We start from the raw sequence: 23,369 nt of genomic DNA, 5'->3' as shown, positions 1-23,369 counted from the left end.
AAATCCTCCCGCGTGTCCAAAATCAAGAGGGAGCGCAGCGACTTCGATTGAAGGGTGGTGGCGGGAGAGGGGCGTGCGCAATAGGTATCGGGTGTCGATCCGGGATCTTTTCCGGAACTTTTCGCCGACGGAGGCCCATGTTCCGCAGCGTGACCGCGATCACGTAGCTTCCTACGAGTCGACGCGCGTAGAAATTTTGTGCAGGTAGTCTGAAACCACTGCAGGAACCTGCTCAGCACCACACCACCGGGAGTGCACGTGGCACGCGTCGTAGTCGACGTCATGCTCAAGCCGGAGATCCTCGACCCCCAGGGCCAGGCGGTGCAGCGCGCACTGCCGCGGCTGGGTTTCGACGGCATCTCGGACGTCCGTCAGGGAAAGCGTTTCGAACTGGAAGTTGACGGGCCGGTCGACGAGGCCGCGCTCGCCCGCATCCACGATCTTGCGGAATCCTTCCTCGCCAACACCGTGATCGAGGACTTCACCGTCCGCGTCGAGGAAGTCGCGGAGGCCGCGAAGTGACCGCTCGTATTGGCGTCGTCACTTTCCCGGGCTCTCTCGACGACCGGGACACCCAGCGTGCGATCCGGCTCGCGGGCGCCGAACCCGTCGCCCTGTGGCACAAGGACAAGGACCTCAAGCAGGTCGACGCCGTGGTGCTGTGCGGAGGGTTCTCCTACGGCGACTATCTGCGGGCCGGGGCCATCGCCCGCTTCTCGCCGGTGATGGACACGGTCATCGAGCAGGCCAAGGCCGGTCTGCCGGTCCTCGGCATCTGCAACGGCTTCCAGATCCTCACCGAGGCCCACCTGCTGCCCGGCGGGATGCTCGGCAACGACCATCTGCACTTCATCTGCCGTGACCAGAAGCTGCGGGTGGAGAACGCCGAGACCGCCTGGACGACCGACTACACGGCCGGCCAGGAGATCCACATCCCGCTGAAGAACATGGACGGCCGCTACGTGGCCGACCGGTACACGCTGGACGAGCTGGAGGCCGAGGGCCGGGTCGCCTTCCGGTACCTGGACTTCAACCCCAACGGCTCGCTCAACGACATCGCCGGCATCACCAACGAGGCCGGCAACGTCGTGGGTCTGATGCCGCACCCGGAGCACGCGGTGGAGCCGCTCATCGGCACCGGCCGCACCGACGGCCTCCCGTTCTTCACCTCGATCCTCAAGAAGCTGGTCAACGCATGAGCCGGACGCCTCTGGACACGGTCGAGCACGCGGCCGCGACCCCCGACGTCGAGCTGCCCTGGGCCGAACTGGGCCTGAAGAAGGACGAGTACGAGCGCGTGGTCGAGATCCTCGGCCGCCGGCCCACCGGTGCCGAGCTCGCCATGTACTCGGTCATGTGGTCCGAGCACTGCTCGTACAAGTCCTCCAAGGTCCACCTCCGCCAGTTCGGAGAGAAGGCCCCCGAGTCCGACGCGATGCTCGTCGGCATCGGCGAGAACGCCGGTGTGGTCGACGTCGGCCAGGGCTACGCGGTCACCTTCAAGGTCGAGTCGCACAACCACCCGTCGTACGTCGAGCCCTACCAGGGCGCGGCCACCGGCGTCGGCGGCATCGTGCGCGACATCATCGCGATGGGCGCACGGCCGGTCGCCGTGGTCGACCCGCTGCGCTTCGGCGCCGCCGACCACCCCGACACCAAGCGCGTGCTGCCCGGCGTCGTCGCCGGCATCGGCGGCTACGGCAACTGCCTCGGCCTGCCCAACATCGGCGGCGAGGTCGTCTTCGACGCCTGCTACCAGGGCAACCCGCTGGTCAACGCCGGTGCCATCGGCGTCATGCGGCACGAGGACATCCACCTCGCGAAGGCGTCCGGCGCCGGTAACAAGGTCATCCTGTACGGGGCCCGCACGGGCGGCGACGGCATCGGTGGCGCGTCGATCCTGGCCTCCGAGACCTTCGACGACGCCAAGCCGTCCAAGCGCCCGGCGGTGCAGGTCGGCGACCCCTTCCAGGAGAAGCTCCTCATCGAGTGCACCCTGGAGGCCTTCAAGGAGAAGCTGGTCGTCGGCATCCAGGACCTCGGTGCCGCCGGTCTCTCCTGTGCCACCTCCGAGCTCGCCTCCAACGGCTCCGGTGGTATGCGCGTGACGCTGGACGACGTACCGCTGCGTGACTCGACGCTCTCGCCGGAGGAGATCCTCATGAGCGAGTCGCAGGAGCGCATGTGCGCGGTCGTGGAGCCGGAGAAGGTCGACCGGTTCCTGGAGATCTGCGAGAAGTGGGACGTCATCGCCACCGTCATCGGTGAGGTCACCGACGGCGACCGCCTGGAGATCTACTGGCACGGCGGCAAGATCGTCGACGTCGACCCGCGCACGGTGGCGCACGAGGGCCCGGTCTACGAGCGCCCGTACGCCCGCCCGTCCTGGCAGGACGAGCTGCAGGCCGACGACGCGAACAAGCTGCCCCGGCCGGGGACGAGCGAGGAGCTGAAGGACCAGGTCCTGAAGCTGGTCGCCTCCCCCAACCAGGCTTCCAAGAAGTGGGTCACCTCGCAGTACGACCACTTCGTGCAGGGCAACACCGTCCTCGCCCAGCCCGAGGACTCCGGCATGATCCGCATCGACGAGGAGACCGGCCTCGGCGTCGCCATCGCGACCGACGGCAACGGCCGGTACGCCAAGCTGGACCCGTACGCGGGCGCCCAGCTCGCCCTCGCCGAGGCCTACCGCAACGTGGCCACGACCGGTGCCAAGCCGCTCGCGGTGTCCGACTGCCTGAACTTCGGCTCGCCCGAGGACCCCGCGGTGATGTGGCAGTTCGCGGAGGCGGTGCGCGGACTGGCCGACGGGTGCCTGCAGTTGGGCACCCCGGTCACGGGCGGCAACGTCTCCCTCTACAACCAGACGGGCGAGGCGGCCATCCACCCCACCCCCGTCGTGGCCGTGCTGGGCGTCATCGACGACGTCGCCCGGCGCACGCCGGTCGCCTTTCAGGAGGAGGGGCAGCTGATCTACCTCCTCGGCGACACGCGTGAGGAGTTCGGCGGTTCGGCCTGGTCGCAGGTGGTGCACGACCACCTCGGCGGTCTGCCTCCGAAGGTGGACCTGGAGCGCGAGCGCCTGCTGGCCGAGATCCTGATCTCCGCCTCCCGCGACGGCATGATCGACTCCGCGCACGACCTGTCCGACGGCGGTCTGATCCAGGCGGTCGTCGAGTCGGCCCTGCTCGGCGGCAAGGGCGCCCGCCTGATCGTTCCGGACGGTCTGGACGCCTTCACCTTCCTGTTCTCGGAGTCGGCGGGCCGCGCGGTCGTGGCCGTGCCCCGCTCCGAGGAGGTCCGCTTCAACGACATGTGCGGTGCCCGCGGCCTGCCGGCCACCCGTATCGGTGTCGTCGACGGCGACTCGGTGGACGTCCAGGGCGAGTTCGCGCTCACCCTGGAGGAGCTGCGCGAGGCGCACGAGGGGACGATCCCGGCGCTGCTCGCGTAAGCGCAGGCCGGTCACGCGCCGACGGTCGTAGCGGTACGACGGCGAAGGCCCCGCCCGAGTCCAGGACTCGGGCGGGGCCTTCGCGTGCGGCGGGCAGGTCACAGGGCGACCCGTACCCGCGCTTGTGCCGTCAGCCCTGTCTCACGCAGGGCGTCGGTGACGATCTCCAGCACCCACACGACGGCTTCGAGGGACCATTCCCGCAGGACGGCCCGCAACCGGGTGCCGCCGTCCGGCCCGTTGAGCGGTGGCGGTCCACGGGTGCAGGGTCAGCCGACCGTGCACGAGCAGTCGTGGTGACCTTGGCCTTGGTGCCGGGACCGGAGATCTTCTTCCACCAGCCGTGGCGGCGGTCGGCGGCGGAGTCGAGGAGACGTGCACGCGGTCACCGTCGGTGACGAACACACCGGCCTGCGGCTGGCGCTGCGCCTGCGCGGTCGCGCTGGTTGCAGTACGGGACTCGGCGGGCGCCGCGACGAGGTGGGCCGAGGGCGCTCACCGTCGGCCAGTTGGCCACGACGACTAGGCTCACCGCCATGTCCCCGGCCAAGAAGCGCGCCCGCACCTACGACCCCGCCAAGATCCGCACGGCGGTCCTCGCCCAGTTCGGGAACGTCCGGCAGGCCGTGCCCACCCTCACCGACGACCGACTCGCCCTGCCCACGCGTCTGGCCGGCTGGACCGTACGGGACCTGGCCGCGCACGTGGCCATGGGCGTGGAGACCGTCAGCCGCAACCTCGACCGCGACGAGCCGGCCAAGGCGGAGCTCATCCTGCTGGACTGGCCCTTCGCCACCGCCGCCCGCGCCGGCGACATCGCCGAGGACACCCGGGAACTGTCCGCCGCCGACCCCGGCCTCGACGCCCTGTACGCCCGCACCGAGGAGCGCCTCACGCACCGGCTGGCGAAGGCACCCGGCGACCGCCTCCTCGCCGCCCGCACCGGCGCCATGACCCTCGCCGACTACCTGGTCACCCGTACCGTCGAACTCGTCGTCCACACCGACGACCTGAACGCCGCCGTCCCCGGCCTCGACATCCCGTACGACCGCCAGGCCCTCGCCGCCTGCACCCGCCTGCTCGCCGACGCGCTCGCCGCCAGGGCGCCCGGCGGCTCCACCGAGGTGCGGATCCCGCCGTATGCCGTCGTGCAGTGCGTCGAGGGGCCCAGGCACACCCGGGGGACGCCGCCGAACGTCGTCGAGACCGACCCGCTGACCTGGATCCGGCTCGCGACCGGACGGCTGCGGTGGCGGGACGCGCTCGCGCAGGCCAGGGTGAGCGCGAGCGGGGAGCGGGCCGACCTGGGCGGACTGCTGCCGCTCATGGGCTGACACCGGCAGGCGGAACCCGGCGGAACCGGTCCCGTGTCCCTCCCGTCCCACCGGCATGAACACATTCGGCACCCTCCGCATGGACAAGCGACTGACCGCCCTCGCCGCACTGACCCTGCTCCCGCTCGCCATCGCCTGCGGCAATGAGAAGGCGGACAGCGACTCGGTCGGCGCCGGCGCGTCGGCCTCCGTCTCCGGCGCCCACTGGTCGGTGGACGACGTCACCGTCGACGGCAGGAAGAGCGCCGCCCCGGGCGGCGCCTACCTGCGGATCGCCGACGGCGGTGAGGTCAGGGGCAACCTCGGCTGCAACAACTTCGGAGCCGACGCCTCCTTCGAGGACAGCCACGTCACCTTCGACAAGCTCCACGCGACCGAGATGGCCTGTGAGGGCGTGCCCCCGAACTTCGAGCAGACCCTCTCGCGCGTCCTCGCCGACGGCGACCTCACCACCGAGGTCGACGGCGACAAGCTCACCCTCACCACGAAGGACGGCGACAAGGTGGCCCTCACCAAGCAGGAGGCGGCCCCGCTCAAGGGCACGAAGTGGACCATCACCAGCCCCGACGCCGACGGCAAGGCGCACCTCACCTTCGACGAGAAGACCGGGCAGGTCAGCGGCAGCCTCGGCTGCAACAGGGTGAGGGCGAAGGCAACGGTCAGCGACGGCAGTATCACGCTGGGCACCGCGTCCACCACCCGAATGATGTGCGACACCTCACTCATGAAAACGGAGAAGACCCTCCTCCGGCTCTTCGACGGCACCGTGACCTACCGACTGGATCACCGGAACCTCACTCTGACCAGCGAAAACGGCCAGAGCGTCAACGCGACCGCCGCTGAGTGATCCTTTACGGTCGCGTATCCCCAATTCGGACCAGTGGTCGACCTCGCCTACACTCGGAACCGTGCCACGTGGTGACGGTCGACTCAATCACGATCTACTTCCCGGCGAGAAAGGCCCCCAGGACGCGTGTGGCGTCTTCGGTGTCTGGGCTCCGGGCGAAGAGGTCGCAAAGCTCACGTACTTCGGGCTCTACGCCCTCCAGCATCGGGGCCAGGAATCCGCGGGAATCGCGGTCAGCAACGGCTCCCAGATCCTCGTCTTCAAGGACATGGGCCTCGTTTCCCAGGTCTTCGACGAGACCTCGCTCGGTTCGCTCCAGGGTCACATCGCGGTCGGACACGCCCGCTACTCGACCACCGGTGCCTCCGTGTGGGAGAACGCCCAGCCGACGTTCCGCGCCACCGGGCACGGCTCCATCGCGCTCGGCCACAACGGCAACCTCGTCAACACCGCCCAGCTCGCGGAGATGGTCGCCGACCTGCCCAAGCAGGAAGGCGGCCGCACCCCGCGCGTCGCGGCCACCAACGACACCGACCTGCTGACCGCGCTGCTCGCGGCCCAGACGGACGAGGACGGCAAGCCGCTGACCATCGAGGAGGCGGCCCACGAGATCCTCCCGCAGGTCAAGGGCGCCTTCTCCCTCGTCTTCATGGACGAGCACACCCTCTACGCCGCCCGTGACCCGCAGGGCATCCGCCCGCTGGTGCTCGGCCGCCTGGAGCGGGGCTGGGTCGCCGCGTCCGAGTCCGCCGCCCTCGACATCGTCGGCGCCAGCTACGTCCGCGAGATCGAGCCCGGCGAGTTCGTCGCCATCGACGAGAACGGCCTGCGTACCTCCCGGTTCGCGGAAGCGAAGCCCAAGGGCTGTGTCTTCGAGTACGTGTACCTGGCCCGCCCGGACACCGACATCGCCGGCCGGAACGTCTACCTCTCCCGGGTGGAGATGGGCCGCAAGCTCGCCAAGGAAGCCCCGGTCGAGGCCGATCTGGTCATAGCGACCCCGGAATCCGGCACCCCGGCCGCGATCGGCTACGCGGAGGCCAGCGGCATCCCGTTCGGCGCGGGGCTCGTGAAGAACGCGTACGTCGGTCGTACGTTCATCCAGCCCTCGCAGACGATCCGCCAGCTCGGCATCCGCCTGAAGCTGAACCCGCTGAAGGAAGTCATCAAGGGCAAGCGCCTGGTCGTCGTCGACGACTCGATCGTGCGCGGCAACACCCAGCGCGCCCTGGTCCGCATGCTCCGCGAGGCGGGCGCGGCCGAGGTCCACATCCGGATCTCCTCGCCGCCCGTGAAGTGGCCCTGCTTCTTCGGCATCGACTTCGCCACCCGCGCCGAGCTCATCGCCAACGGCATGACCATCGAGGAGATCGGCACCTCGCTGGGCGCCGACTCGCTGGCGTACATCTCCATCGACGGCATGATCGAGGCGACCACCATCGCCAAGCCGAACCTGTGCCGTGCCTGCTTCGACGGTGAGTACCCGATGGAGCTCCCGGACCCCGAGCTGCTCGGCAAGCAGCTCCTGGAGACCGAGCTCGCGGCCGGCACGGCCGCCCCGGCTGCCGTCGACGCGATCCGTCGCCCGTAAGCCCCGTAGAACCCAACCCGAAAGATCCCAGGCAATGTCTGAGACTGCCCTTCCCGGTGCTTCCTACGCGGCTGCCGGCGTCGACATCGAAGCGGGAGACCGCGCGGTCGAGCTGATGAAGGAGTGGGTGAAGAAGACCCAGCGCCCCGAGGTCCTCGGCGGCCTCGGCGGTTTCGCCGGCCTCTTCGACGCCTCCGCCCTCAAGCGCTACGAGCGCCCACTGCTCGCCTCCGCCACCGACGGCGTCGGCACCAAGGTCGACATCGCGCGCCAGATGGGCGTCTACGACACCATCGGCCACGACCTGGTCGCCATGGTCATGGACGACATCGTGGTGTGCGGCGCCGAGCCGCTGTTCATGACCGACTACATCTGTGTCGGCAAGGTCCACCCCGAGCGGGTCGCCGCCATCGTCAAGGGCATCGCCGAGGGCTGTGTGCTCGCCGGATGCGCCCTGGTGGGTGGCGAGACGGCCGAGCACCCTGGCCTGCTGGGCGAGGACGACTTCGACGTCGCCGGCGCCGGTACGGGCGTCGTGGAGGCCGACCGGCTGCTGGGCGCCGATCGCATCCGTAAGGGTGACGCGGTGATCGCCATGGCGGCGTCCGGTCTTCACTCGAACGGGTACTCGCTCGTCCGGCACGTCCTGCTGAACCAGGCCGGTCTTGCCCTGGACACGCGGATCGACGAACTGGGCCGCACCCTCGGCGAGGAGCTGCTGGAGCCCACCAAGATCTACTCGCTGGACTGCCTGGCCCTCACCCGCACCACCGAGGTGCACGCCTTCAGCCATGTCACGGGCGGCGGCCTCGCGGCCAACCTGGCCCGGGTGATCCCGGACGGCCTGCACGCGATCGTCGACCGCACCACCTGGACCCCGGCCCCGATCTTCGACCTCGTCGGCACCACCGGCTCCGTCGAGCGCCTGGAGCTGGAGAAGACGCTGAACATGGGCGTCGGCATGATCGCGATCGTGCCCGAGGAGTCCACGGAGGCCGCCCTGGCGACACTGGCCGACCGCGGGGTCGAGGCATGGGTCGCGGGCGAGATCACGGACAGGGGCGACCACGAGACGGGCGCCGCCCTGGTCGGCGACTACTCCGCCTGATCCCCCGCAGGCAGCACAGAACCCGGTCGGTGACCGGAGTCACCGACCGGGTGAGTGCTCAGTGCGAGGTCAAGCGCCGCGACGCTGCTGCGAGGATCCCTCGTCGTCCTCGTCCTCGTCGCCGTCCTCATAGAGGTCGGCGTACCGCGAATACAGGTCGTCGTCCTGCTCATCGTCCTCGAAACGATCGCCGTTCGGCGACTGGTTCGATGTCGATGCGCCCAGCTCTTCAGCCAGGCGTGAGAGGTCAGTCCCACCGCTGTTGTACTTCAGCTGGCGGGCGACCTTCGTCTGCTTGGCCTTGGCCCGGCCGCGCCCCATGGCTCGACCCCCTCAACGACGGGGCTCGACGGCCCCAGAGTCTGACACGCGTTCATGATCCGGAACGGACTCTCCGTGGAGAGGCCGGTCCGTAGGGCTTCCACGGTACCTGAGCCCGCGCCCATACGGTACGTCGCCCGCAGCACGCGCGTGTGCACAGGACCTTCGAGGCGCCCCGTCCTCGCTGGTCAACCGCGATTTTAACCACTTATCGACGGTCGACCCGCCGGTGAAAGTGAGAGTTCTCTCCAACTGCCCACCGGCGGGTACCGGCCAAACCCGTGTCATGGGTCGGATCCGTTCGGCGGATCGGGCGGATCAGAGCGCCCCGCGCGCCTCCGCCATCCGCTGCTCGGCGATCCGGTCGGCCGCGGCAGCCGGCGGAATCCCGTCCGTCTTCGCACGTGCGAATATGGCCAGCGTGGTGTCGTAGATCTTCGCGGCCTTCGCCTTGCAGCGGTCGAAGTCGAAGCCGTGCAGTTCGTCGGCGACCTGGATGACACCGCCGGCGTTCACCACGTAGTCCGGCGCGTAGAGGATGCCGCGGTCGGCGAGGTCCTTCTCCACACCCGGGTGGGCGAGCTGGTTGTTGGCCGCGCCGCACACCACCGTGGCGGTCAGCGCCGGCACGGTGTCGTCGTTCAGGGCTCCGCCGAGCGCGCAGGGGGCGTAGATGTCGAGGTCCTCGACGCGGATCAGCGTCGCGGTGTCCGCCACTGCGGTGACGCCGGTCGGGTGGGCCGCGAGGATCCGGCCGACGGCCTCCTCGCGCACGTCCGTGACGACGACCTCGGCGCCCTCCGCGCGCAGGTGCTCGACCAGGTGGTGGCCGACCTTGCCGACGCCCGCGATGCCGACCTTGCGGCCGCGCAGGGTGGGGTCGCCCCACAGGTGCTGGGCGCTGGCCCGCATGCCCTGGTAGACCCCGAAGGCGGTCAGCACGGAGGAGTCGCCCGCGCCGCCGTTCTGCGGGGAGCGCCCGGTCGTCCAGCGGCACTCGCGGGCCACGACGTCCATGTCGGCGACGTACGTACCGACGTCGCACGCGGTGACGTACCGCCCGCCGAGCGAGGCCACGAACCGGCCGTAGGCCAGCAGCAGCTCGTCGGACTTGATCTTCTCGGGGTCGCCGATGATGACGGCCTTGCCGCCGCCGTGGTCGAGACCGGCCATGGCGTTCTTGTAGGACATCCCGCGCGCGAGGTTCAGCGCGTCGGCGACGGCCTCTTCCTCGGTCGCGTACGGGTAGAAGCGCGTACCGCCGAGGGCGGGGCCCAGAGCGGTGGAATGGATGGCGATGACGGCCTTGAGGCCGGTGGCGCGGTCCTGGCAGAGCACGACTTGCTCATGACCCCCCTGGTCCGAGTGGAACAGGGTGTGCAGGACGCCGTGTGTTACGTCGGTCACTGTGGTGACTCCTGAGTACTTGCGGCGAAAGGAGCTGGCTCCCGTACGGGTGGCGGGGGCTGTGAGCATGAGATTAGACCCGTGAGCGCCCGCTGAACCCGCAGTGCTCAGGATCACCTACTCCCGGAGTACAACCGTGCGACGATTTGCATAGTTTTCCCGCCCGTTTGTGAGCGGGTTTCGCAGGTTTTCCTGGCAGACGGCGGGGGAGGGAGCAGGCGTGCCCAAGGTGTCCTCGGTGATCGTCCCGTACGCGACCTATCTGCGGGTGTACGAGCCGCTGGCCGCCTTCCCCGAGCCGGAGCGCGGCCACTGGGACCGCTATGCCCGCCGTCCCGACCGCCCCTCGTACCAGGACGAACTGCGCCGCTCCCTGGCGGACTTGCTGCCGACCCCGCCGATCCCCGTGCCGGTGCACGAGAGCAGCGACGCCTTCGTGCTGGAGGTGGACGGGGTGCTGTGCGTGTGTCCCTGGCGGACCCGGCTGCGCGGCTGGCAGGCCCTCGGGGAGCTGGCCGAGGAGCTGCCGAGGGCGGTCCTGGACGCGGTGCTGCCGGAGGTCGTACGGCGGCAGGCGGCCCAGGACTACGAGCGGTGGCTGGCCCGCAACCCGGACGCCCGGCCGTGGATCCGCACCTCGACCTGGCAGGTGCCGCTGCACTGGTTCGTGCTGGTGTCCGACGAGGAGCGGCGCTTCGACAAGGGCTCGGGCGAGGTCCCGCCGATGCTGCGCTACCGGACGCCGATGGTGGAGGCGCGGCGGCGGGTGGCGCGGGCTCTGCGGACGTTGAAGGACGCCATCGACGAAGGGCCGCTCATCGACGGACTGGTCGACGTCGGGCGCTGGCTGGAGGAGTTCCACCCGCGCTCCTTGGTCGAGCTGGACTACGGCGGCCTGGTGCACGCCCTGCCGGCCGGCGAGCTGGAGGACGACCACTCGGCGGCCGACGTGGCCCACGGCATCGACGCGCTGCGGCGCGGCGACGGGGCGGCCGCGGGCGAGGCCTACGGGCGGCTCGTGGAGCGGTGGCGGTCCGTGCGCGACCGGCAGTCGGCGAACTGAGCGGTCCGGTGTGACGTACCGCCGAGGCTGTTGTGACGTAGCCCACTGCGTGACATAACGAACTGGCGTTTGACGGCACGCCCGTTTTGGGGTTTCGTGCTCGTTCTGGGGTTCTTGATGCCTCGTCAACAAGGGATGTAGGGCCCGATCCGGGCGTATGCATCAACCAGGCTTCAACGCGCGTAAGCGTGATGGACCGCACGTACGCGGCCCTTGCGCCCCTAACCCCCCCTCGTGCCAAAATAGGACAAGGAGTCCGGGGAGGGCTCTAGCTCGACATTGCACGCTTTGGGGGGTCTTGAGACTCCTGCACGCCACTGTGACTGATCGTCACAGTGGCGTGACTGTCCGCTATGGCATGGTCCATCGGCTTCCGTCGCTGATGAACACCTGGGAGGGCAATTCCATCGGTTTGGCCGACGCGGCTGGACAGATGGTGTAGTTGTAGTGCCGAGGACAAGCCGTTCGTCCTATAACCGACTCGACTCGCGTCCGCCATTTCGGGCAACGCGGGTCAAGGTGCAGAATTTAGAGGAAAGAACCGAGAAGGTTCGGTTCTCCCGAGGAGGCCGCTCATGACCGCTCGCACCCCTGATGCCGAGCCGCTGCTGACCCCGGCTGAGGTCGCCACCATGTTCCGTGTGGACCCGAAGACGGTCACGCGGTGGGCGAAGGCTGGGAAGCTCACTTCCATCCGTACGCTCGGCGGGCACCGCCGCTACCGCGAGGCCGAGGTCCGCGCACTGCTCGCGGGCATCCCGCAGCAGCGCAGCGAGGCCTGAACAACTCCATAACCGGGCAAACAGGCAGTTCCCCCAACTCGCCGTGGCGCCCGAACTCTAGCTCCAAGCGACGCGGGTTCTGCCCCAACAGAGCTCACGCCCAAGCCGATCAGAGCACGTGAGGCACGCAACAAGGGTGCGTCGTGGATCGCGCTGGACTCCGCCGGGTCCAGCGCGATCCCTTTTTTGTGTGCGGAGAGTGCTGGGCCGGGGGGTCGAGTGCCGGCCGGTGACCGGCCGTCGGCCCTGCGGGCGGGCCCTCCGAGGGCTGGATGCGCGGGCCGGATCTCCTGTGGGCCTGCCCGGGATGGTCGCTCAGCGTACACAGGGCGAACACGGGAAGCTGGTGCAATTGCACATATTAAATTGACCACTTGTAGGCGGGGTGTAAGTACCGCACTTCCGGAAACTCATGCGGTGACACCCGTCACATGCCCCGGTTCTTGTTGCCGCTTGCCCAAGTGCGCTAAAGGGGTGCGGGTGTGTCAGCGCCCCATGGCGGCACGGGAGTTGAGACCCGCGACGCCCGCCTCGGCGGTCACGCGGTGGAAGGGCTTTCTCCGTCCGCGACCTGGCCTTCGGTCGACTGGGCGGTGCGCGGCGGCAGGTCCATCGCCAGACGCAGCAGGTGATGGCAGATCGGGCAATGGCGGGTCAGGTGCCGCCGGTAGGAGGAGGCGGCGGACAGGTGCGCGCGGAGCAGGGCCCGCGTCTCGTGCCTAACCGATGCCGCCATACGCCACCTCCGGGGGCTGCGCGGGAAGGTGCCCTGATTCGTGGGTACCGAGCGAATGTGACTCCGTCAAGGTGGCCGGGGGCCCCGCCGGGCGCGGTCGTCACTTTCCGCGCCGGGTCCGTGCGCCGGGATGTCACCGCAACTTGCCGGGACATGAAGAAGGCCCGCATCCCTCGCGGGTGCGGGCCTTCTTCTTTCTGCGGTCCTGACGGGATTTGAACCCGCGGCCTCCACCTTGACAGGGTGGCGAGCACTCCAAACTGCTCCACAGGACCAGGTTTCGCTGCGCTATTCGTGCGTTGCGCTGCGAGAAGAGACTGTACAGGAGGGTGAGCCCCTGGTCGAACTCACCCAACGTGCACGACCCGTTACGGCGCCAGCGCGTCGATCGCCTTCACGATCCGCTTGTCCGAGACCGGGTACGCCGTACCGAGCGCGTGGGCGAAATAGCTCACCCGTAGCTCCTCCAGCATCCAGCGGACGTCCAGGACCTGCTGCGGGACGGGGCGGCCCTGCGGCATCTGCTCCAGCAGCCAGGCGTACTCGTCCTGCATCTCGTGGACCTTCTGCATGCGCGTCGTGTCCCGCTGCACGTTGGTCGGCATCTGCTGGAGACGGCGGTCCACCGCGATCAGGTACCGCATCAGGTCCGGCAGCCGCCGCAGACCCGCATCCGTCACGAAACCCGGCCTCACGAGGGCGTCCAGCTGCTTGCGGACGTCCGTGAGGTTCGCCAGCAGGGCAGGGCTGTTCACCGCCTTCAGACGGCGCTCAGCGGCCTGCCAGGCGGCCAGGACCTGCTGCACCTGGCCCACCGTACGGACCGTCGTGTCGACGATCTCGGCGCGCACCCTCTCGTACAGCTTCCGGTACGACTCCTCGTCCCAGGCGGGGCCGCCGAAGTCACCGATCAGCTTGTCCGCCGCCGCCCGCGCACAGTCGTCGAACAGGGCCTGCATCGAACCGTGGGGGTTGGCGGACAGCGCCAGCTTCTGGGCGTTCGTCAGGTGGTCGCTCGCGAACTTCCCCGGGTTGACCGGGATGTTGCGCAGGATCAGCCGCCGCGTGCCCCGCCACATCGCCTGCTGCTGCTCGGCCTCCGTGTCGAAGAGCCGGACCGAGACCGTGTCACCGTCGTCCACCAGCGCCGGGTACGCCTTCACCGGCTGCCCGGCCCGCCGTGTCTCGAAGACCCGGCTCAGTGTGCCGATCGTCCAGTCCGTCAGGCCCGTGCGCTCCAGCGACTCCCCGCCCTGACGGGACGCGGTGGCCGCGGCGGCCTGCGACAGGGCCTTGCGGGCCTTCGGCTTCAGACGGAGCCGCAGCGCCTCCAGGTCCTTGTCCTCGGCGAGCTTGCGACGCCGCTCGTCGACGACCCGGAACGTGACGCGCAGATGGTCCGGGACCTTCGACCAGTCGAAGTCGTCCGCGGTGAAGGGCACTCCGACCATGCGCTTCAACTCGCGCGCCATGGTCACCGTCAGCGGCTCCTGCCCGGGGACGGCCTGCTCCAGGAACCGCTTGGCGAAGTTGGGCGCCGGCACGTAGTTGCGTCGGATCGGCTTCGGCAGGGAACGGATCAGCTCCGTCACCAACTCCTCGCGCAGACCGGGGATCTGCCAGTCGAACCCCTCGTCGGTGACCTGGTTCAGCACCTGGAGCGGGATGTGGACCGTCACGCCGTCCGCGTCCGCACCCGGCTCGAACTGGTACGTCACCCGGAACTTCAGCGTGCCCTGCCGCCAGGAGTCCGGATAGTCCGCCTTCGTGACCGCCTCGGCCGACTCCCGGATGAGCATCTCGCGCTCGAAGTCCAGGAAGTCCGGCTGCTCATGCCGCTTGCGCTTCCACCACGAGTCGAAATGCGCCCCGGACACCACGTGCTCGGGGACCTTCTGGTCGTAGAAGTCGAACAGCGTCTCGTCGTCGACCACGATGTCCCGGCGCCGCGCCCGGTGCTCCAGCTCCTCGACCTCGCTGAGGAGTCTGCGGTTGTCCGCGAAGAACTTGTGGTGCGTGCGCCAGTCGCCCTCGACCAGTGCGTTGCGGATGAAAAGCTCGCGGCTGACCTCCGGATCGATCCGGCCGTAGTTCACCTTGCGCTGCGCGACGATCGGGACGCCGTACAGCGTCACCTTCTCGTACGCCATCACCGCCGCCTGGTCCTTCTCCCAGTGCGGCTCGGAGTACGTGCGCTTGAGGAGGTGCTCGGCGAGCGGTTCGACCCACTCGGGCTCGATCCTCGCGTTGACGCGGGCCCACAGACGGGAGGTCTCCACCAGCTCGGCCGACATCACGAAGCGCGGCGGCTTCTTGAACAGGGCCGAACCCGGGAAGATCGCGAACTTGGCGTTCCGGGCACCCAGGTACTCGTTGCGACCGCCGTCCTTGCGGGCGCCGGGACCGGAGTCCTTGGACTCCTTCACGTCCTTCATGCCGATGTGCGACAGCAGACCGGCCAGCAGGGAGACGTGGACACGGTCGGCGGGGGCGTCCTCCTCGTTGAGGTGGATGCCCATCTGCTTGGCCACCGTACGCAGCTGGGTGTAGATGTCCTGCCACTCGCGAATGCGAAGGAAGTTCAGGTACTCCTGCTTGCACATCCGCCGGAACGACGACGAACCGCGCTCGCGCTGCTGCTCACGGACGTAACGCCACAGGTTCAGGAACGCGAGGAAGTCACTCGTCTCGTCCTTGAACCGGGCGTGCTGCTGATCGGCCTGCGCCTGCTTGTCGGCCGGGCGCTCACGCGGGTCCTGGATGGACAGCGCGGCCGCTATGACCATGACCTCACGCACACAGCCGTTGCGGTCGGCCTCCAGCACCATGCGCGCCAGACGCGGGTCGACCGGCAGCTGGGCGAGCTTGCGGCCGGTGTCCGTCAGCCGCTTGCGTACATCCTTCTGCGTCGGGTCCAGCGCCCCCAGCTCCTGCAGGAGCTGCACGCCGTCGCGGATGTTGCGGTGGTCCGGCGGATCGATGAAGGGGAATTTCTCGATGTCGCCGAGGCCGGCCGCCGTCATCTGGAGGATCACCGAGGCCAGGTTGGTGCGCAGGATCTCGGCGTCCGTGAACTCCGCACGGGAGAGGAAGTCGTCCTCCGAGTACAGCCGGATGCAGATACCGTCGCTGGTCCGGCCGCAGCGACCCTTGCGCTGGTTCGCGCTCGCCTGCGAGATCGGCTCGATGGGCAGCCGCTGCACCTTCGTACGGTGGCTGTAGCGGCTGATCCGGGCGAAGCCGGGGTCGATGACGTACTTGATGCCCGGGACCGTCAGGGACGTCTCCGCCACGTTGGTCGCCAGAACGATCCTGCGTCCGGTGTGCGGCTGGAAGACCCGGTGCTGCTCGGCATGGGAGAGCCGGGCGTACAGCGGCAGGATCTCGGTGAACCGGTACTGCTTCTTCGTCAGCGCGTCCGCCGTGTCCCGGATCTCCCGCTCACCGGAGAGGAAGACGAGGATGTCGCCCTTCCCCTCGCCCATCAGCTCCTCGACGGCATCCGTGATCGCGGTGATCTGATCACGGTCGGAGTCGTCGGAGTCCTCCTCGAGCAGGGGGCGGTACCGCACCTCCACCGGGTACGTGCGTCCGCTGACCTCGATGATCGGCGCGTCCCCGAAGTGCCGGGAGAAGCGCTCGGGATCGATGGTCGCCGAGGTGATGACGACCTTCAGGTCGGGCCGCCTCGGCAGCAGCTGGGCCAGATACCCCAGCAGGAAGTCGATGTTCAGGGACCGCTCGTGCGCCTCGTCGATGATGATCGTGTCGTAGGCGCGCAGCTCGCGGTCGGTCTGGATCTCGGCGAGGAGGATGCCGTCCGTCATCAGCTTGATGAACGTGGCCTCCGGATTCACCTGGTCGGTGAAGCGGACCTTCCAGCCCACGGCCTCACCCAGCGGGGAGTCCAGCTCCTGCGCCACCCGCTCGGCGACCGTACGGGCGGCGATACGCCGGGGCTGCGTGTGCCCGATCATGCCGCGCACGCCACGCCCCAGCTCAAGACAGATCTTCGGGATCTGCGTCGTCTTACCGGAACCCGTCTCACCGGCGACGATCACGACCTGGTGGTCGCGGATGGCCGCCGCGATGTCGTCCTTCTTCTGGCTGACGGGCAACTGCTCCGGATACCGGACCGCGGGCACACGGCCGCGCCGGGCGGCGATCCGCTCCTCGCCCTTGGCGACCTCGGCCTCGATCTCGGCGAGCACGGCGGCCCGTGCCTCCGGCTTACGGATCTTGCGGGCACCGTCGAGCCGCCGCCCGAGCCGCTGCGCGTCACGCAGCGAGAGCTCGTTCAGACGGGGGGCGAGGGGGCCGAGGGCGGGGGCAGGATGCGTAGACATACGCGATCCAGGATCTCATCCCACCGAAATCCCTGGCGAACGCTTTTGACCTCGCCTCACCGGACGGGCCGACCGGGCGCGCCATGTGCTGTGACTTCGGCCACGGGGGGCGTGGTGGAGCGCGCCGAAGGCGCTCAGTCGAGGATGCCCAGCGCGGTGTCCGGGCGGCAGTGCGGGCACTGCGGCACACCCTGCTCCGTGAGTGCTCGCAGCGCCTGGTCCCGTGTGATGCCCTTCGACCGCTTGCCGGCGTTCCAGCAGCCGCCGACATGGACGTAGGCGGGGGCCCGCCCGGACAGGCCCCGTTCGAGAAGCCATTCCGGCGCCGCCGGCCGGGCGTTCATGCCGCGCTGCCGCTCGGCGTCGCGCCGTTCCTCGTCCGCGATCCACCGGCGGGTGCGCTCCAGGTCCCTGAGCTGCACCCGCTCCAGGAAGCGGAGCAGCACGAGTCTCGACGGGACAGGGTCGTTCACGTGTTCGATTCTATGCGCCGCGGTGTCCCCGCGGTGAACACGGCCCCCCGTCCGCCGGTCCTGATGCTGAGCACGCCTGCTCGTGCAGCGGAGTGCCTTCACCCGACTCTGTGTGCATGACACGACGCCCTGCCCTGCCCGGTACGGCTGTCCACCGACCGCTCGCCGTCCTCGTGACGACAGCCCTCGGCGCCCTGGCGCTCGCGGCGCTGAAGGGTTTTCTCTGCGCCAGGGGCAACCGCCGCAGTGACATCACCTGGCGCACCCGACACGAAAACGGCCCCACCGAAAATCTTCGGTGGGGCCGTATGCCCTGGTGGGCTGACGGTGGCTGGGGCCGGGGTCGAACCGGCGACCTTCCGCTTTTCAGGCGGACGCTCGTACCAACTGAGCTACCCAGCCGTCGAGGCTTTGTGTAAAGCCTCAGCGGTCCTGACGGGATTTGAACCCGCGGCCTCCACCTTGACAGGGTGGCGAGCACTCCAAACTGCTCCACAGGACCAAGCGATGTGTACGACAGTGTTGCACACGATGTTGCGTGCCCCCAACGGGATTCGAACCCGTGCTACCGCCTTGAAAGGGCGGCGTCCTAGGCCGCTAGACGATGAGGGCTATCGGCCCGCCTGGGCGCTTCTCAGCGCGTCGGGGACGTGAGAAGCATATGGGATGGCGGGAGGTATCGCCAAAACGGTTTACGGGGAGGGGCTGACGGGGGCGCTCGGGGAGCCGGTCGCGCCGGGTTGGTTCTCCTCGACGAGGTGGCGCCTCACCTCCGCCGTCGTCAGTCCGAGACCGCCCAGTTCGATCTCGTCCCAGGCCTGGAGGCGGCGGGTGTCGCGGTCGAAGTAGAGGATCGAGGTCTGGATGGGGTCGGGGTGCTTGCCCTCGACGGCACGCAGGCCGCTGCCCCCGGTGGAGCCCTCGATGCGCAGGCGGGTGCCGTACGGGAGGAGCTCCATTTCCTGGTGGTGGACGTGGCCGGCCAGGACGAGGGGGACCTCGCCGTCGGTCTGCCGGGCGGCGACCGGTTCGTGGGCGACGGCGACGTCGGCGGGGGTGCCGGCGGTCTTCTGGTCGCGCAGGGCGGTGGCGAGGCGGGCGCCGGCCAGTTCGTTGGCGGCGTCGCCGCCGGGGACCGTGGAGCGGTCGGGGGTGAACTGGGGGTCGCCGATGCCGGCGAAGCGCAGCCCGGCGACGGTCTTCGCCCTGCCGTCGTCCAGGACGTGGACGTTCTTCAGGCCCCGCAGGTAGCGCTGGGTCTCCCGGGAGTCGTGGTTGCCGCGGACCCAGACGTAGGGGGCGCCCAGATCCTCGATGGGGTCGAGGAAGCCGTTCTCGGCGGCGGTGCCGTGGTCCATGGTGTCGCCGGAGTCGACGATCACGTTGACCTCGTACTGGTCGACGAGCGAGGCGATGATCTTCCAGCTCGCCGGGTTGAGGTGGATGTCGGAGACGTGCAGGACGCGGATGGTGCTCGGGTCGGGGGCGTAGGCGGGGAGCGTGGAGGTGGCGTCGTAGAGCTTGGTCACATTGGTGACCAGGCGCGCCAACTCCTTCTGGTAGACGTCGAATTCGGTGACGATGCTGCGTGCGTTGCCGACCACGGACGGTGCGGAGGAGAGCAGGCCCGAGAACTTCGGTTCCAGGACCGAGTCGGGGTTCCAGGTGGCGAACGCGGTGCCGCCGGAGGCCGCAAGGACGGTGAGGGCGAGACCGCCGGCGGCCAGGGCGCGGCGGGGGCGGCGGTGGATCGCGAGGCTGAGGGCCGCGGCGCCGGTGACGACGGCGACGCAGCTGCGCAGGGCGAGGTCGCGGGTGCCGTCGGTGATGTCCTGGGCGATCTCGTCCTGGAGGCCGGAGAGCCGTTCGGGGTGGTCGACGAGGGCTTGGGCGCGTTCGGGGTCGAGCTGGTCGACGTTGACGTCCAGGCGGACGGGTGCGATGTGGCTGTCCAGTTGGAGTGCGCCGAGCGGGGAGATGTTGATCTTCGTGCCGCCCGTGAGGGAGGGGCGCAGGGTCATCGTGGTGTTCATGGGGCCGACGGGGACGCGTACGTTGCCGACGACGAGCAGGCCGAGCCAGGTGCCGAGCAGGACGACGGTGACCAGGCCGACGGCGCGGGTCCAGGGGTGGGGCCGGGTGACGAGTTCCGGGGTGGGGTGGGGCCGGCGGGTGGCGTAGCGGCGGGCGAGGGCGCGGGGCGCCCTGGGGAGGTGCCCGAGGACGTTCATGACTGCGGCGGGGACGCGGGCCATTGGTGCCGTATGCCCGGGTGCCGGGCCGGATATGCGGGGCCGTTGGCGGCTCCTTGGCGGGGGGCGTGGCGGACAATGGGCCTGTGCTGGAGATGACGCGCGAGGAGTTCGAGGAACTGGTTGCCGAGGCGCTGGACCGGATTCCGCCGGAGTTGACGCGGTTGATGGACAACGTCGCGGTGTTCGTGGAGGACGAGCCGCCGTCGGACGATCCCGAACTGCTCGGGTTGTACGAGGGGACGCCGCTGACCGAGCGGGGGGAGTGGTACGCCGGGGTCCTGCCGGACCGCATCACGATCTACCGGGGTCCGACGCTGCGGATGTGCGAGTCCCGGGAGGAGGTCGTCGAGGAGACCGAGGTGACGGTGGTGCACGAGATCGCCCATCACTTCGGGATCGACGACGCCCGGCTGCACGCGCTCGGGTACGGGTGAGCGGGTGCCGGTGGGGGCCTGAGGCCGTGCCGAGGGGCGCGTGTCCTCTTGTGGGCGGCGGGAGTTGGGCAGGTTGACTTCTTCGCCCGCCCTTGGAGGTGGCTTCCGTGCGCCCCTTGTACGTATCCGTCCGTCTGGCCGCCGCGGCTGTGGCCGTGGCTGCCGCCGCCGGCTGTATGAGCGTGGGCGATGACGGCGGTGGGGGTGATGCGAAGCCGTCGCCGTCCGCGGGGCACCGGGGTGGTGAGGCGCCCGACGGCGGGTCGGCGGTGTCGGGTGGCGGATCCGGGGTCGGCGCGCATGCCGAAGCCGGCAAGCCTCGGCGGGGGAAGGACGGCAAGGGCAAGCGGAAGGGCAAGGAGAAGGAGCGGGCCGCGAGGTCGGCGTCTCCGGCCGTCTCGCCGTCGGCCGGGGTGAGCGCGTCCGCTCCCGCGGGGGGCGGGCCGGGACAGAGCGCGAAGCCGGGTCCGACGCGTCCGGTCGAGCCGACGCCCACGCGGACGCCGGATCCGGACCCGACGCCGACGGAGCAGCCGACGCCCGTCTCGCCGACGCCCACGCAGGCCGAGCCGTCGTCGTCGGCACATGAGGAGACCGGGCCGCAGTTGGCTCAGCGGGAGCCCGCTCCGGCCGCGGGGGCGCCGGCGTGAGGCGTGGGCGGCGGGCTCGCCCGGCTCGGACCGGGTAGCGCCGACGGAGGCGTGGGGGCGGTGGCACGTGACGTTGCCTACACGGGTGACGGCCGGTTTGCCTTCGGGGGCTGGGGGTGCGTATGGTGGTAGATCGTTTGATCCCATTTGCCCGGCGCCACCACAGAGCGCGCCGTGTGGCGCGTACTCTCCCTTGCCGTGGCGGACCGCATTGAGGCGGTCGTATAGCGAATCACGGAGTTGACGGGCGCGTGCCGACGAGACTCCGGAAGGTTTCGCATACGCATGTCCATTTCCAGTACTGATCACGTCGTCGTGCCCGAGAGCACCGAAGAGACGGCTGCCCCCGAGATCACCTTCGGCGACCTCGGTCTCCCCGAGGGCGTCGTGCGCAAGCTCGCGCAGAACGGCGTGACCGTGCCCTTCCCGATCCAGGCGGCGACCATCCCGGACGCCCTGGCCGGCAAGGACATCCTCGGCCGTGGCCGCACCGGCTCCGGCAAGACGCTGTCGTTCGGCCTGCCGACGCTGGCCCGCCTGTCCGGCGGCCGCACCGAGAAGCACAAGCCGCGCGCCGTCATCCTCACCCCGACCCGTGAGCTCGCGATGCAGGTCGCGGACGCGCTTCAGCCCTACGGCGACCAGCTCGGCCTGAAGATGAAGGTCGTCTGCGGCGGTACGTCCATGGGCAACCAGATCTACGCCCTGGAGCGGGGCGTGGACGTGCTGGTCGCCACCCCGGGCCGGCTGCGCGACATCATCAACCGCGGCGCCTGCTCCCTGCAGGACGTCGAGGTCGCCGTCCTCGACGAGGCCGACCAGATGTCCGACCTGGGCTTCCTGCCCGAGGTCACCGAGCTGCTGGACCAGGTTCCGGCGGGCGGTCAGCGGATGCTGTTCTCCGCGACGATGGAGAACGAGATCAAGACCCTCGTCGACCGGTACCTGAGCGATCCGGTCCTGCACGAGGTGGACGCGGCGCAGGGCGCGGTGACGACCATGTCGCACCACATCCTGATCGTGAAGCCGAAGGACAAGGCGCCCGTCACCGCCGCCATCGCCTCCCGCAAGGGCCGGACGATCATCTTCGTGCGGACCCAGCTGGGCGCCGACCGTGTCGCCGAGCAGCTGCGCGACGCCGGCGTGAAGGCGGACGCGCTGCACGGCGGCATGACGCAGGGCGCGCGGACCCGGACGCTGGCCGACTTCAAGGACGGGTACGTCAACGTGCTCGTCGCGACCGACGTCGCCGCTCGCGGTATCCACGTCGACGGCATCGACCTCGTCCTGAACGTGGACCCGGCCGGTGACCACAAGGACTACCTGCACCGGGCCGGCCGTACGGCGCGTGCGGGGCGCACGGGCACGGTCGTCTCCCTGTCGCTGCCGCACCAGCGCCGGCAGATCTTCCGGCTGATGGAGGACGCGGGCGTCGACGCCTCGCGCCACATCATCCAGGGCGGTGCCGCCTTCGATCCGGAGGTCGCCGAGATCACCGGCGCCCGTTCGATGACCGAGGTGCAGGCGGAGTCGGCGGGCAACGCCGCTCAGCAGGCCGAGCGCGAGGTGGCACAGCTGACCAAGCAGCTGGAGCGGGCGCAGCGGCGTGCCGCGGAGCTGCGTGAGGAAGCCGACCGGCTGGTCGCCCGGGTCGCGCGTGAGCGGGGCGAGGACCCGTCGGCAGCGGTGGCCGAGGCCCAGGCGGAGCAGGCTTCCGCGGTGGTCGAGGCCGTCGAGGTGGTCGTGCCCGAGCAGCCGGCCGCGCAGGACGTCGACCGGGCCGAGCGCGGTGAGCGCCGTGACCGTGACTTCGGTCGGGACCGGGAGCGTTCGTTCGACCGTGACCGGGGTGGGCGTTCGTTCGAGCGCCGGGACGACCGGGGCGGGTTCAACCGCGACCGGGACCGCGACCGGGACCGCGACCGTGGCTTCGAGCGTCGGGACGGTGACCGCGGTGGTTTCCGCCGGGACGACCGGGGTGACCGTGGTGGGCGTTCCTTCGAGCGCCGCGACGACCGTGGTGGGCGTGGTTTTGAGCGTCGGGACGGCGACCGCGGTGGTTTCCGCCGGGACGACCGGGGTGACCGTGGTGGGCGTTCCTTCGAGCGCCGCGACGACCGTGGTGGGCGTTCCTTCGAGCGTCGGGACGGAGACCGCGGCGGCTTCCGCCGGGACGACCGGGCCGGACGGTCCTTCGACCGGCGCGACGAGCGTGGCGGTCACCGAGGCAGCGACCGTCCCTTCAACCGGGACCGCCGCGACGACCGGCCCGGCTTCCGCTCCGGCGGCCACGAGCGGCCGTACGGTCGTCGTGACGACCACCGCGGCGGCGGCTCCTTCGGGCGCCGCGAGGACAAGCCGCGCTGGAAGCGCAACGGCTGACGCCGACTGATCCCGGGAAGGGCCCGCACGATGTCCGTCGTGCGGGCCCTTCCGCGTCCGCCGCCCCTGGACGCCTGACCCGCTCCGGTGTGTCTGGCAGGCCGTCAGATGTGGCCGGACGGCTCTTCCCACCGCCCTCCGCCACCGCCGACGCGGCCGTGACCCCGATACCCGATCGGCGATGCG

The 23,369-nt window shown here is 69.8% G+C and carries 17 protein-coding genes and 4 tRNA genes; 11 read left to right on the top strand and 10 right to left on the bottom strand.

Features of this window, described 5'->3' with window-relative positions:
* The first annotated feature begins 258 nt into the window (after window positions 1-258).
* The 7 genes from purS to purM all read left to right on the top strand — a co-directional run bounded on the left by purS (window position 259) and on the right by purM (window position 8,334).
* Window positions 259-522: a phosphoribosylformylglycinamidine synthase subunit PurS gene (purS, locus tag ACWCPI_RS11705; protein ID WP_003991326.1), complete on the top strand. Its 264-nt coding sequence runs from the start codon at window positions 259-261 to the stop codon at window positions 520-522.
* A complete protein-coding gene (gene purQ / locus ACWCPI_RS11700; RefSeq protein ID WP_451037970.1) occupies window positions 519-1,199 on the top strand; it encodes a phosphoribosylformylglycinamidine synthase subunit PurQ in 681 nt (226 codons plus the stop codon). Before purS ends, purQ begins: the two co-directional genes overlap by 4 nt.
* On the top strand, window positions 1,196-3,454 hold the full coding sequence (purL, locus tag ACWCPI_RS11695; RefSeq protein ID WP_451037969.1) for a phosphoribosylformylglycinamidine synthase subunit PurL: 2,259 nt from the start codon (window positions 1,196-1,198) through the stop codon (window positions 3,452-3,454). The genes purQ and purL overlap by 4 nt, the downstream gene beginning before the upstream one ends.
* A 536-nt stretch (window positions 3,455-3,990) precedes the next feature.
* Window positions 3,991-4,788 (top strand): sterol carrier family protein, encoded by a 798-nt coding sequence (locus ACWCPI_RS11690; protein ID WP_451038212.1) that lies wholly within the window; start codon window positions 3,991-3,993, stop codon window positions 4,786-4,788.
* A 79-nt stretch (window positions 4,789-4,867) separates the two neighbouring features.
* Window positions 4,868-5,635, top strand: a complete 768-nt coding sequence (locus tag ACWCPI_RS11685; protein WP_451037968.1) for an META domain-containing protein — start codon at window positions 4,868-4,870, stop codon at window positions 5,633-5,635.
* Window positions 5,636-5,696: 61 nt separating this feature from the next.
* Window positions 5,697-7,226 carry an amidophosphoribosyltransferase gene (gene purF, locus ACWCPI_RS11680; RefSeq protein WP_451037967.1) on the top strand — a complete coding sequence of 510 codons (1,530 nt, stop codon included), beginning with the start codon at window positions 5,697-5,699 and terminating at the stop codon, window positions 7,224-7,226.
* Window positions 7,227-7,260: 34 nt separating this feature from the next.
* Window positions 7,261-8,334 (top strand): phosphoribosylformylglycinamidine cyclo-ligase, encoded by a 1,074-nt coding sequence (purM, locus tag ACWCPI_RS11675; RefSeq protein WP_451037966.1) that lies wholly within the window; start codon window positions 7,261-7,263, stop codon window positions 8,332-8,334.
* A gap of 69 nt (window positions 8,335-8,403) precedes the next feature.
* Here the strand turns inward: purM and ACWCPI_RS11670 are convergent, their stop codons facing one another.
* Window positions 8,404-8,655 carry a DUF3073 family protein gene (locus ACWCPI_RS11670; RefSeq protein ID WP_019753413.1) on the bottom strand — a complete coding sequence of 84 codons (252 nt, stop codon included), beginning with the start codon at window positions 8,653-8,655 and terminating at the stop codon, window positions 8,404-8,406.
* A gap of 318 nt (window positions 8,656-8,973) precedes the next feature.
* Window positions 8,974-10,062 (bottom strand): Leu/Phe/Val dehydrogenase, encoded by a 1,089-nt coding sequence (locus ACWCPI_RS11665; RefSeq protein ID WP_451037965.1) that lies wholly within the window; start codon window positions 10,060-10,062, stop codon window positions 8,974-8,976.
* A 220-nt stretch (window positions 10,063-10,282) separates the two neighbouring features.
* Between ACWCPI_RS11665 and ACWCPI_RS11660 the strand changes: the two genes are divergently transcribed.
* Both ACWCPI_RS11660 and bldC read left to right on the top strand, forming a co-directional pair.
* On the top strand, window positions 10,283-11,125 hold the full coding sequence (locus tag ACWCPI_RS11660; RefSeq protein ID WP_451037964.1) for a hypothetical protein: 843 nt from the start codon (window positions 10,283-10,285) through the stop codon (window positions 11,123-11,125).
* Window positions 11,126-11,700: 575 nt separating this feature from the next.
* Window positions 11,701-11,907: a developmental transcriptional regulator BldC gene (gene bldC / locus ACWCPI_RS11655; RefSeq protein ID WP_003949541.1), complete on the top strand. Its 207-nt coding sequence runs from the start codon at window positions 11,701-11,703 to the stop codon at window positions 11,905-11,907.
* Between the two features lie 538 nt (window positions 11,908-12,445).
* Here bldC and ACWCPI_RS11650 read toward each other — a convergent pair.
* The 8 genes from ACWCPI_RS11650 to ACWCPI_RS11615 all read right to left on the bottom strand — a co-directional run bounded on the left by ACWCPI_RS11650 (window position 12,446) and on the right by ACWCPI_RS11615 (window position 19,717).
* Entirely contained in the window at window positions 12,446-12,643 is a 198-nt protein-coding gene (locus ACWCPI_RS11650) for a DUF6274 family protein (RefSeq protein WP_451037963.1), read from the bottom strand.
* Between the two features lie 200 nt (window positions 12,644-12,843).
* Window positions 12,844-12,918 (bottom strand) — tRNA-Asp (locus ACWCPI_RS11645).
* Between the two features lie 93 nt (window positions 12,919-13,011).
* Window positions 13,012-16,989: an ATP-dependent RNA helicase HrpA gene (gene hrpA, locus ACWCPI_RS11640; RefSeq protein WP_451037962.1), complete on the bottom strand. Its 3,978-nt coding sequence runs from the start codon at window positions 16,987-16,989 to the stop codon at window positions 13,012-13,014.
* A gap of 134 nt (window positions 16,990-17,123) precedes the next feature.
* Window positions 17,124-17,462, bottom strand: coding sequence for a DUF6233 domain-containing protein (locus tag ACWCPI_RS11635; protein WP_451037961.1), 339 nt, complete (start codon window positions 17,460-17,462; stop codon window positions 17,124-17,126).
* A gap of 328 nt (window positions 17,463-17,790) precedes the next feature.
* A tRNA-Phe gene (locus ACWCPI_RS11630) sits at window positions 17,791-17,864 on the bottom strand.
* Between the two features lie 25 nt (window positions 17,865-17,889).
* Window positions 17,890-17,964: transfer RNA gene (locus tag ACWCPI_RS11625), tRNA-Asp, on the bottom strand.
* Window positions 17,965-18,001: 37 nt separating this feature from the next.
* Window positions 18,002-18,074 (bottom strand) — tRNA-Glu (locus ACWCPI_RS11620).
* An 80-nt stretch (window positions 18,075-18,154) separates the two neighbouring features.
* Entirely contained in the window at window positions 18,155-19,717 is a 1,563-nt protein-coding gene (locus ACWCPI_RS11615) for a metallophosphoesterase family protein (protein WP_451037960.1), read from the bottom strand.
* An 83-nt stretch (window positions 19,718-19,800) separates the two neighbouring features.
* Between ACWCPI_RS11615 and ACWCPI_RS11610 the strand changes: the two genes are divergently transcribed.
* A complete protein-coding gene (locus ACWCPI_RS11610) occupies window positions 19,801-20,151 on the top strand; it encodes a metallopeptidase family protein (protein ID WP_388802840.1) in 351 nt (116 codons plus the stop codon).
* 935 nt (window positions 20,152-21,086) lie between these two features.
* Window positions 21,087-23,183 (top strand): DEAD/DEAH box helicase, encoded by a 2,097-nt coding sequence (locus tag ACWCPI_RS11605; protein ID WP_451037959.1) that lies wholly within the window; start codon window positions 21,087-21,089, stop codon window positions 23,181-23,183.
* The last annotated feature ends 186 nt before the right edge of the window (window positions 23,184-23,369 follow it).

Source organism: Streptomyces sp. NPDC001920, from assembly GCF_053594495.1.
Note: the sequence above shows the minus strand (reverse complement) of the source record. Positions and strands in the feature narration are given on the sequence as shown.

Coding starts and splice junctions, on each gene's coding strand:
- ACWCPI_RS11650 (WP_451037963.1), bottom strand. CDS start 12,643: ATGGCGGCATCGGTTAGGCACGAGACGCGGGCCCTGCTCCGCGCGCAC.
- ACWCPI_RS11690 (WP_451038212.1), top strand. CDS start 3,991: ATGTCCCCGGCCAAGAAGCGCGCCCGCACCTACGACCCCGCCAAGATC.
- ACWCPI_RS11685 (WP_451037968.1), top strand. CDS start 4,868: ATGGACAAGCGACTGACCGCCCTCGCCGCACTGACCCTGCTCCCGCTC.
- ACWCPI_RS11670 (WP_019753413.1), bottom strand. CDS start 8,655: ATGGGGCGCGGCCGGGCCAAGGCCAAGCAGACGAAGGTCGCCCGCCAG.
- bldC (WP_003949541.1), top strand. CDS start 11,701: ATGACCGCTCGCACCCCTGATGCCGAGCCGCTGCTGACCCCGGCTGAG.
- hrpA (WP_451037962.1), bottom strand. CDS start 16,989: ATGTCTACGCATCCTGCCCCCGCCCTCGGCCCCCTCGCCCCCCGTCTG.
- purM (WP_451037966.1), top strand. CDS start 7,261: ATGTCTGAGACTGCCCTTCCCGGTGCTTCCTACGCGGCTGCCGGCGTC.
- ACWCPI_RS11605 (WP_451037959.1), top strand. CDS start 21,087: ATGTCCATTTCCAGTACTGATCACGTCGTCGTGCCCGAGAGCACCGAA.
- ACWCPI_RS11615 (WP_451037960.1), bottom strand. CDS start 19,717: ATGGCCCGCGTCCCCGCCGCAGTCATGAACGTCCTCGGGCACCTCCCC.
- purL (WP_451037969.1), top strand. CDS start 1,196: ATGAGCCGGACGCCTCTGGACACGGTCGAGCACGCGGCCGCGACCCCC.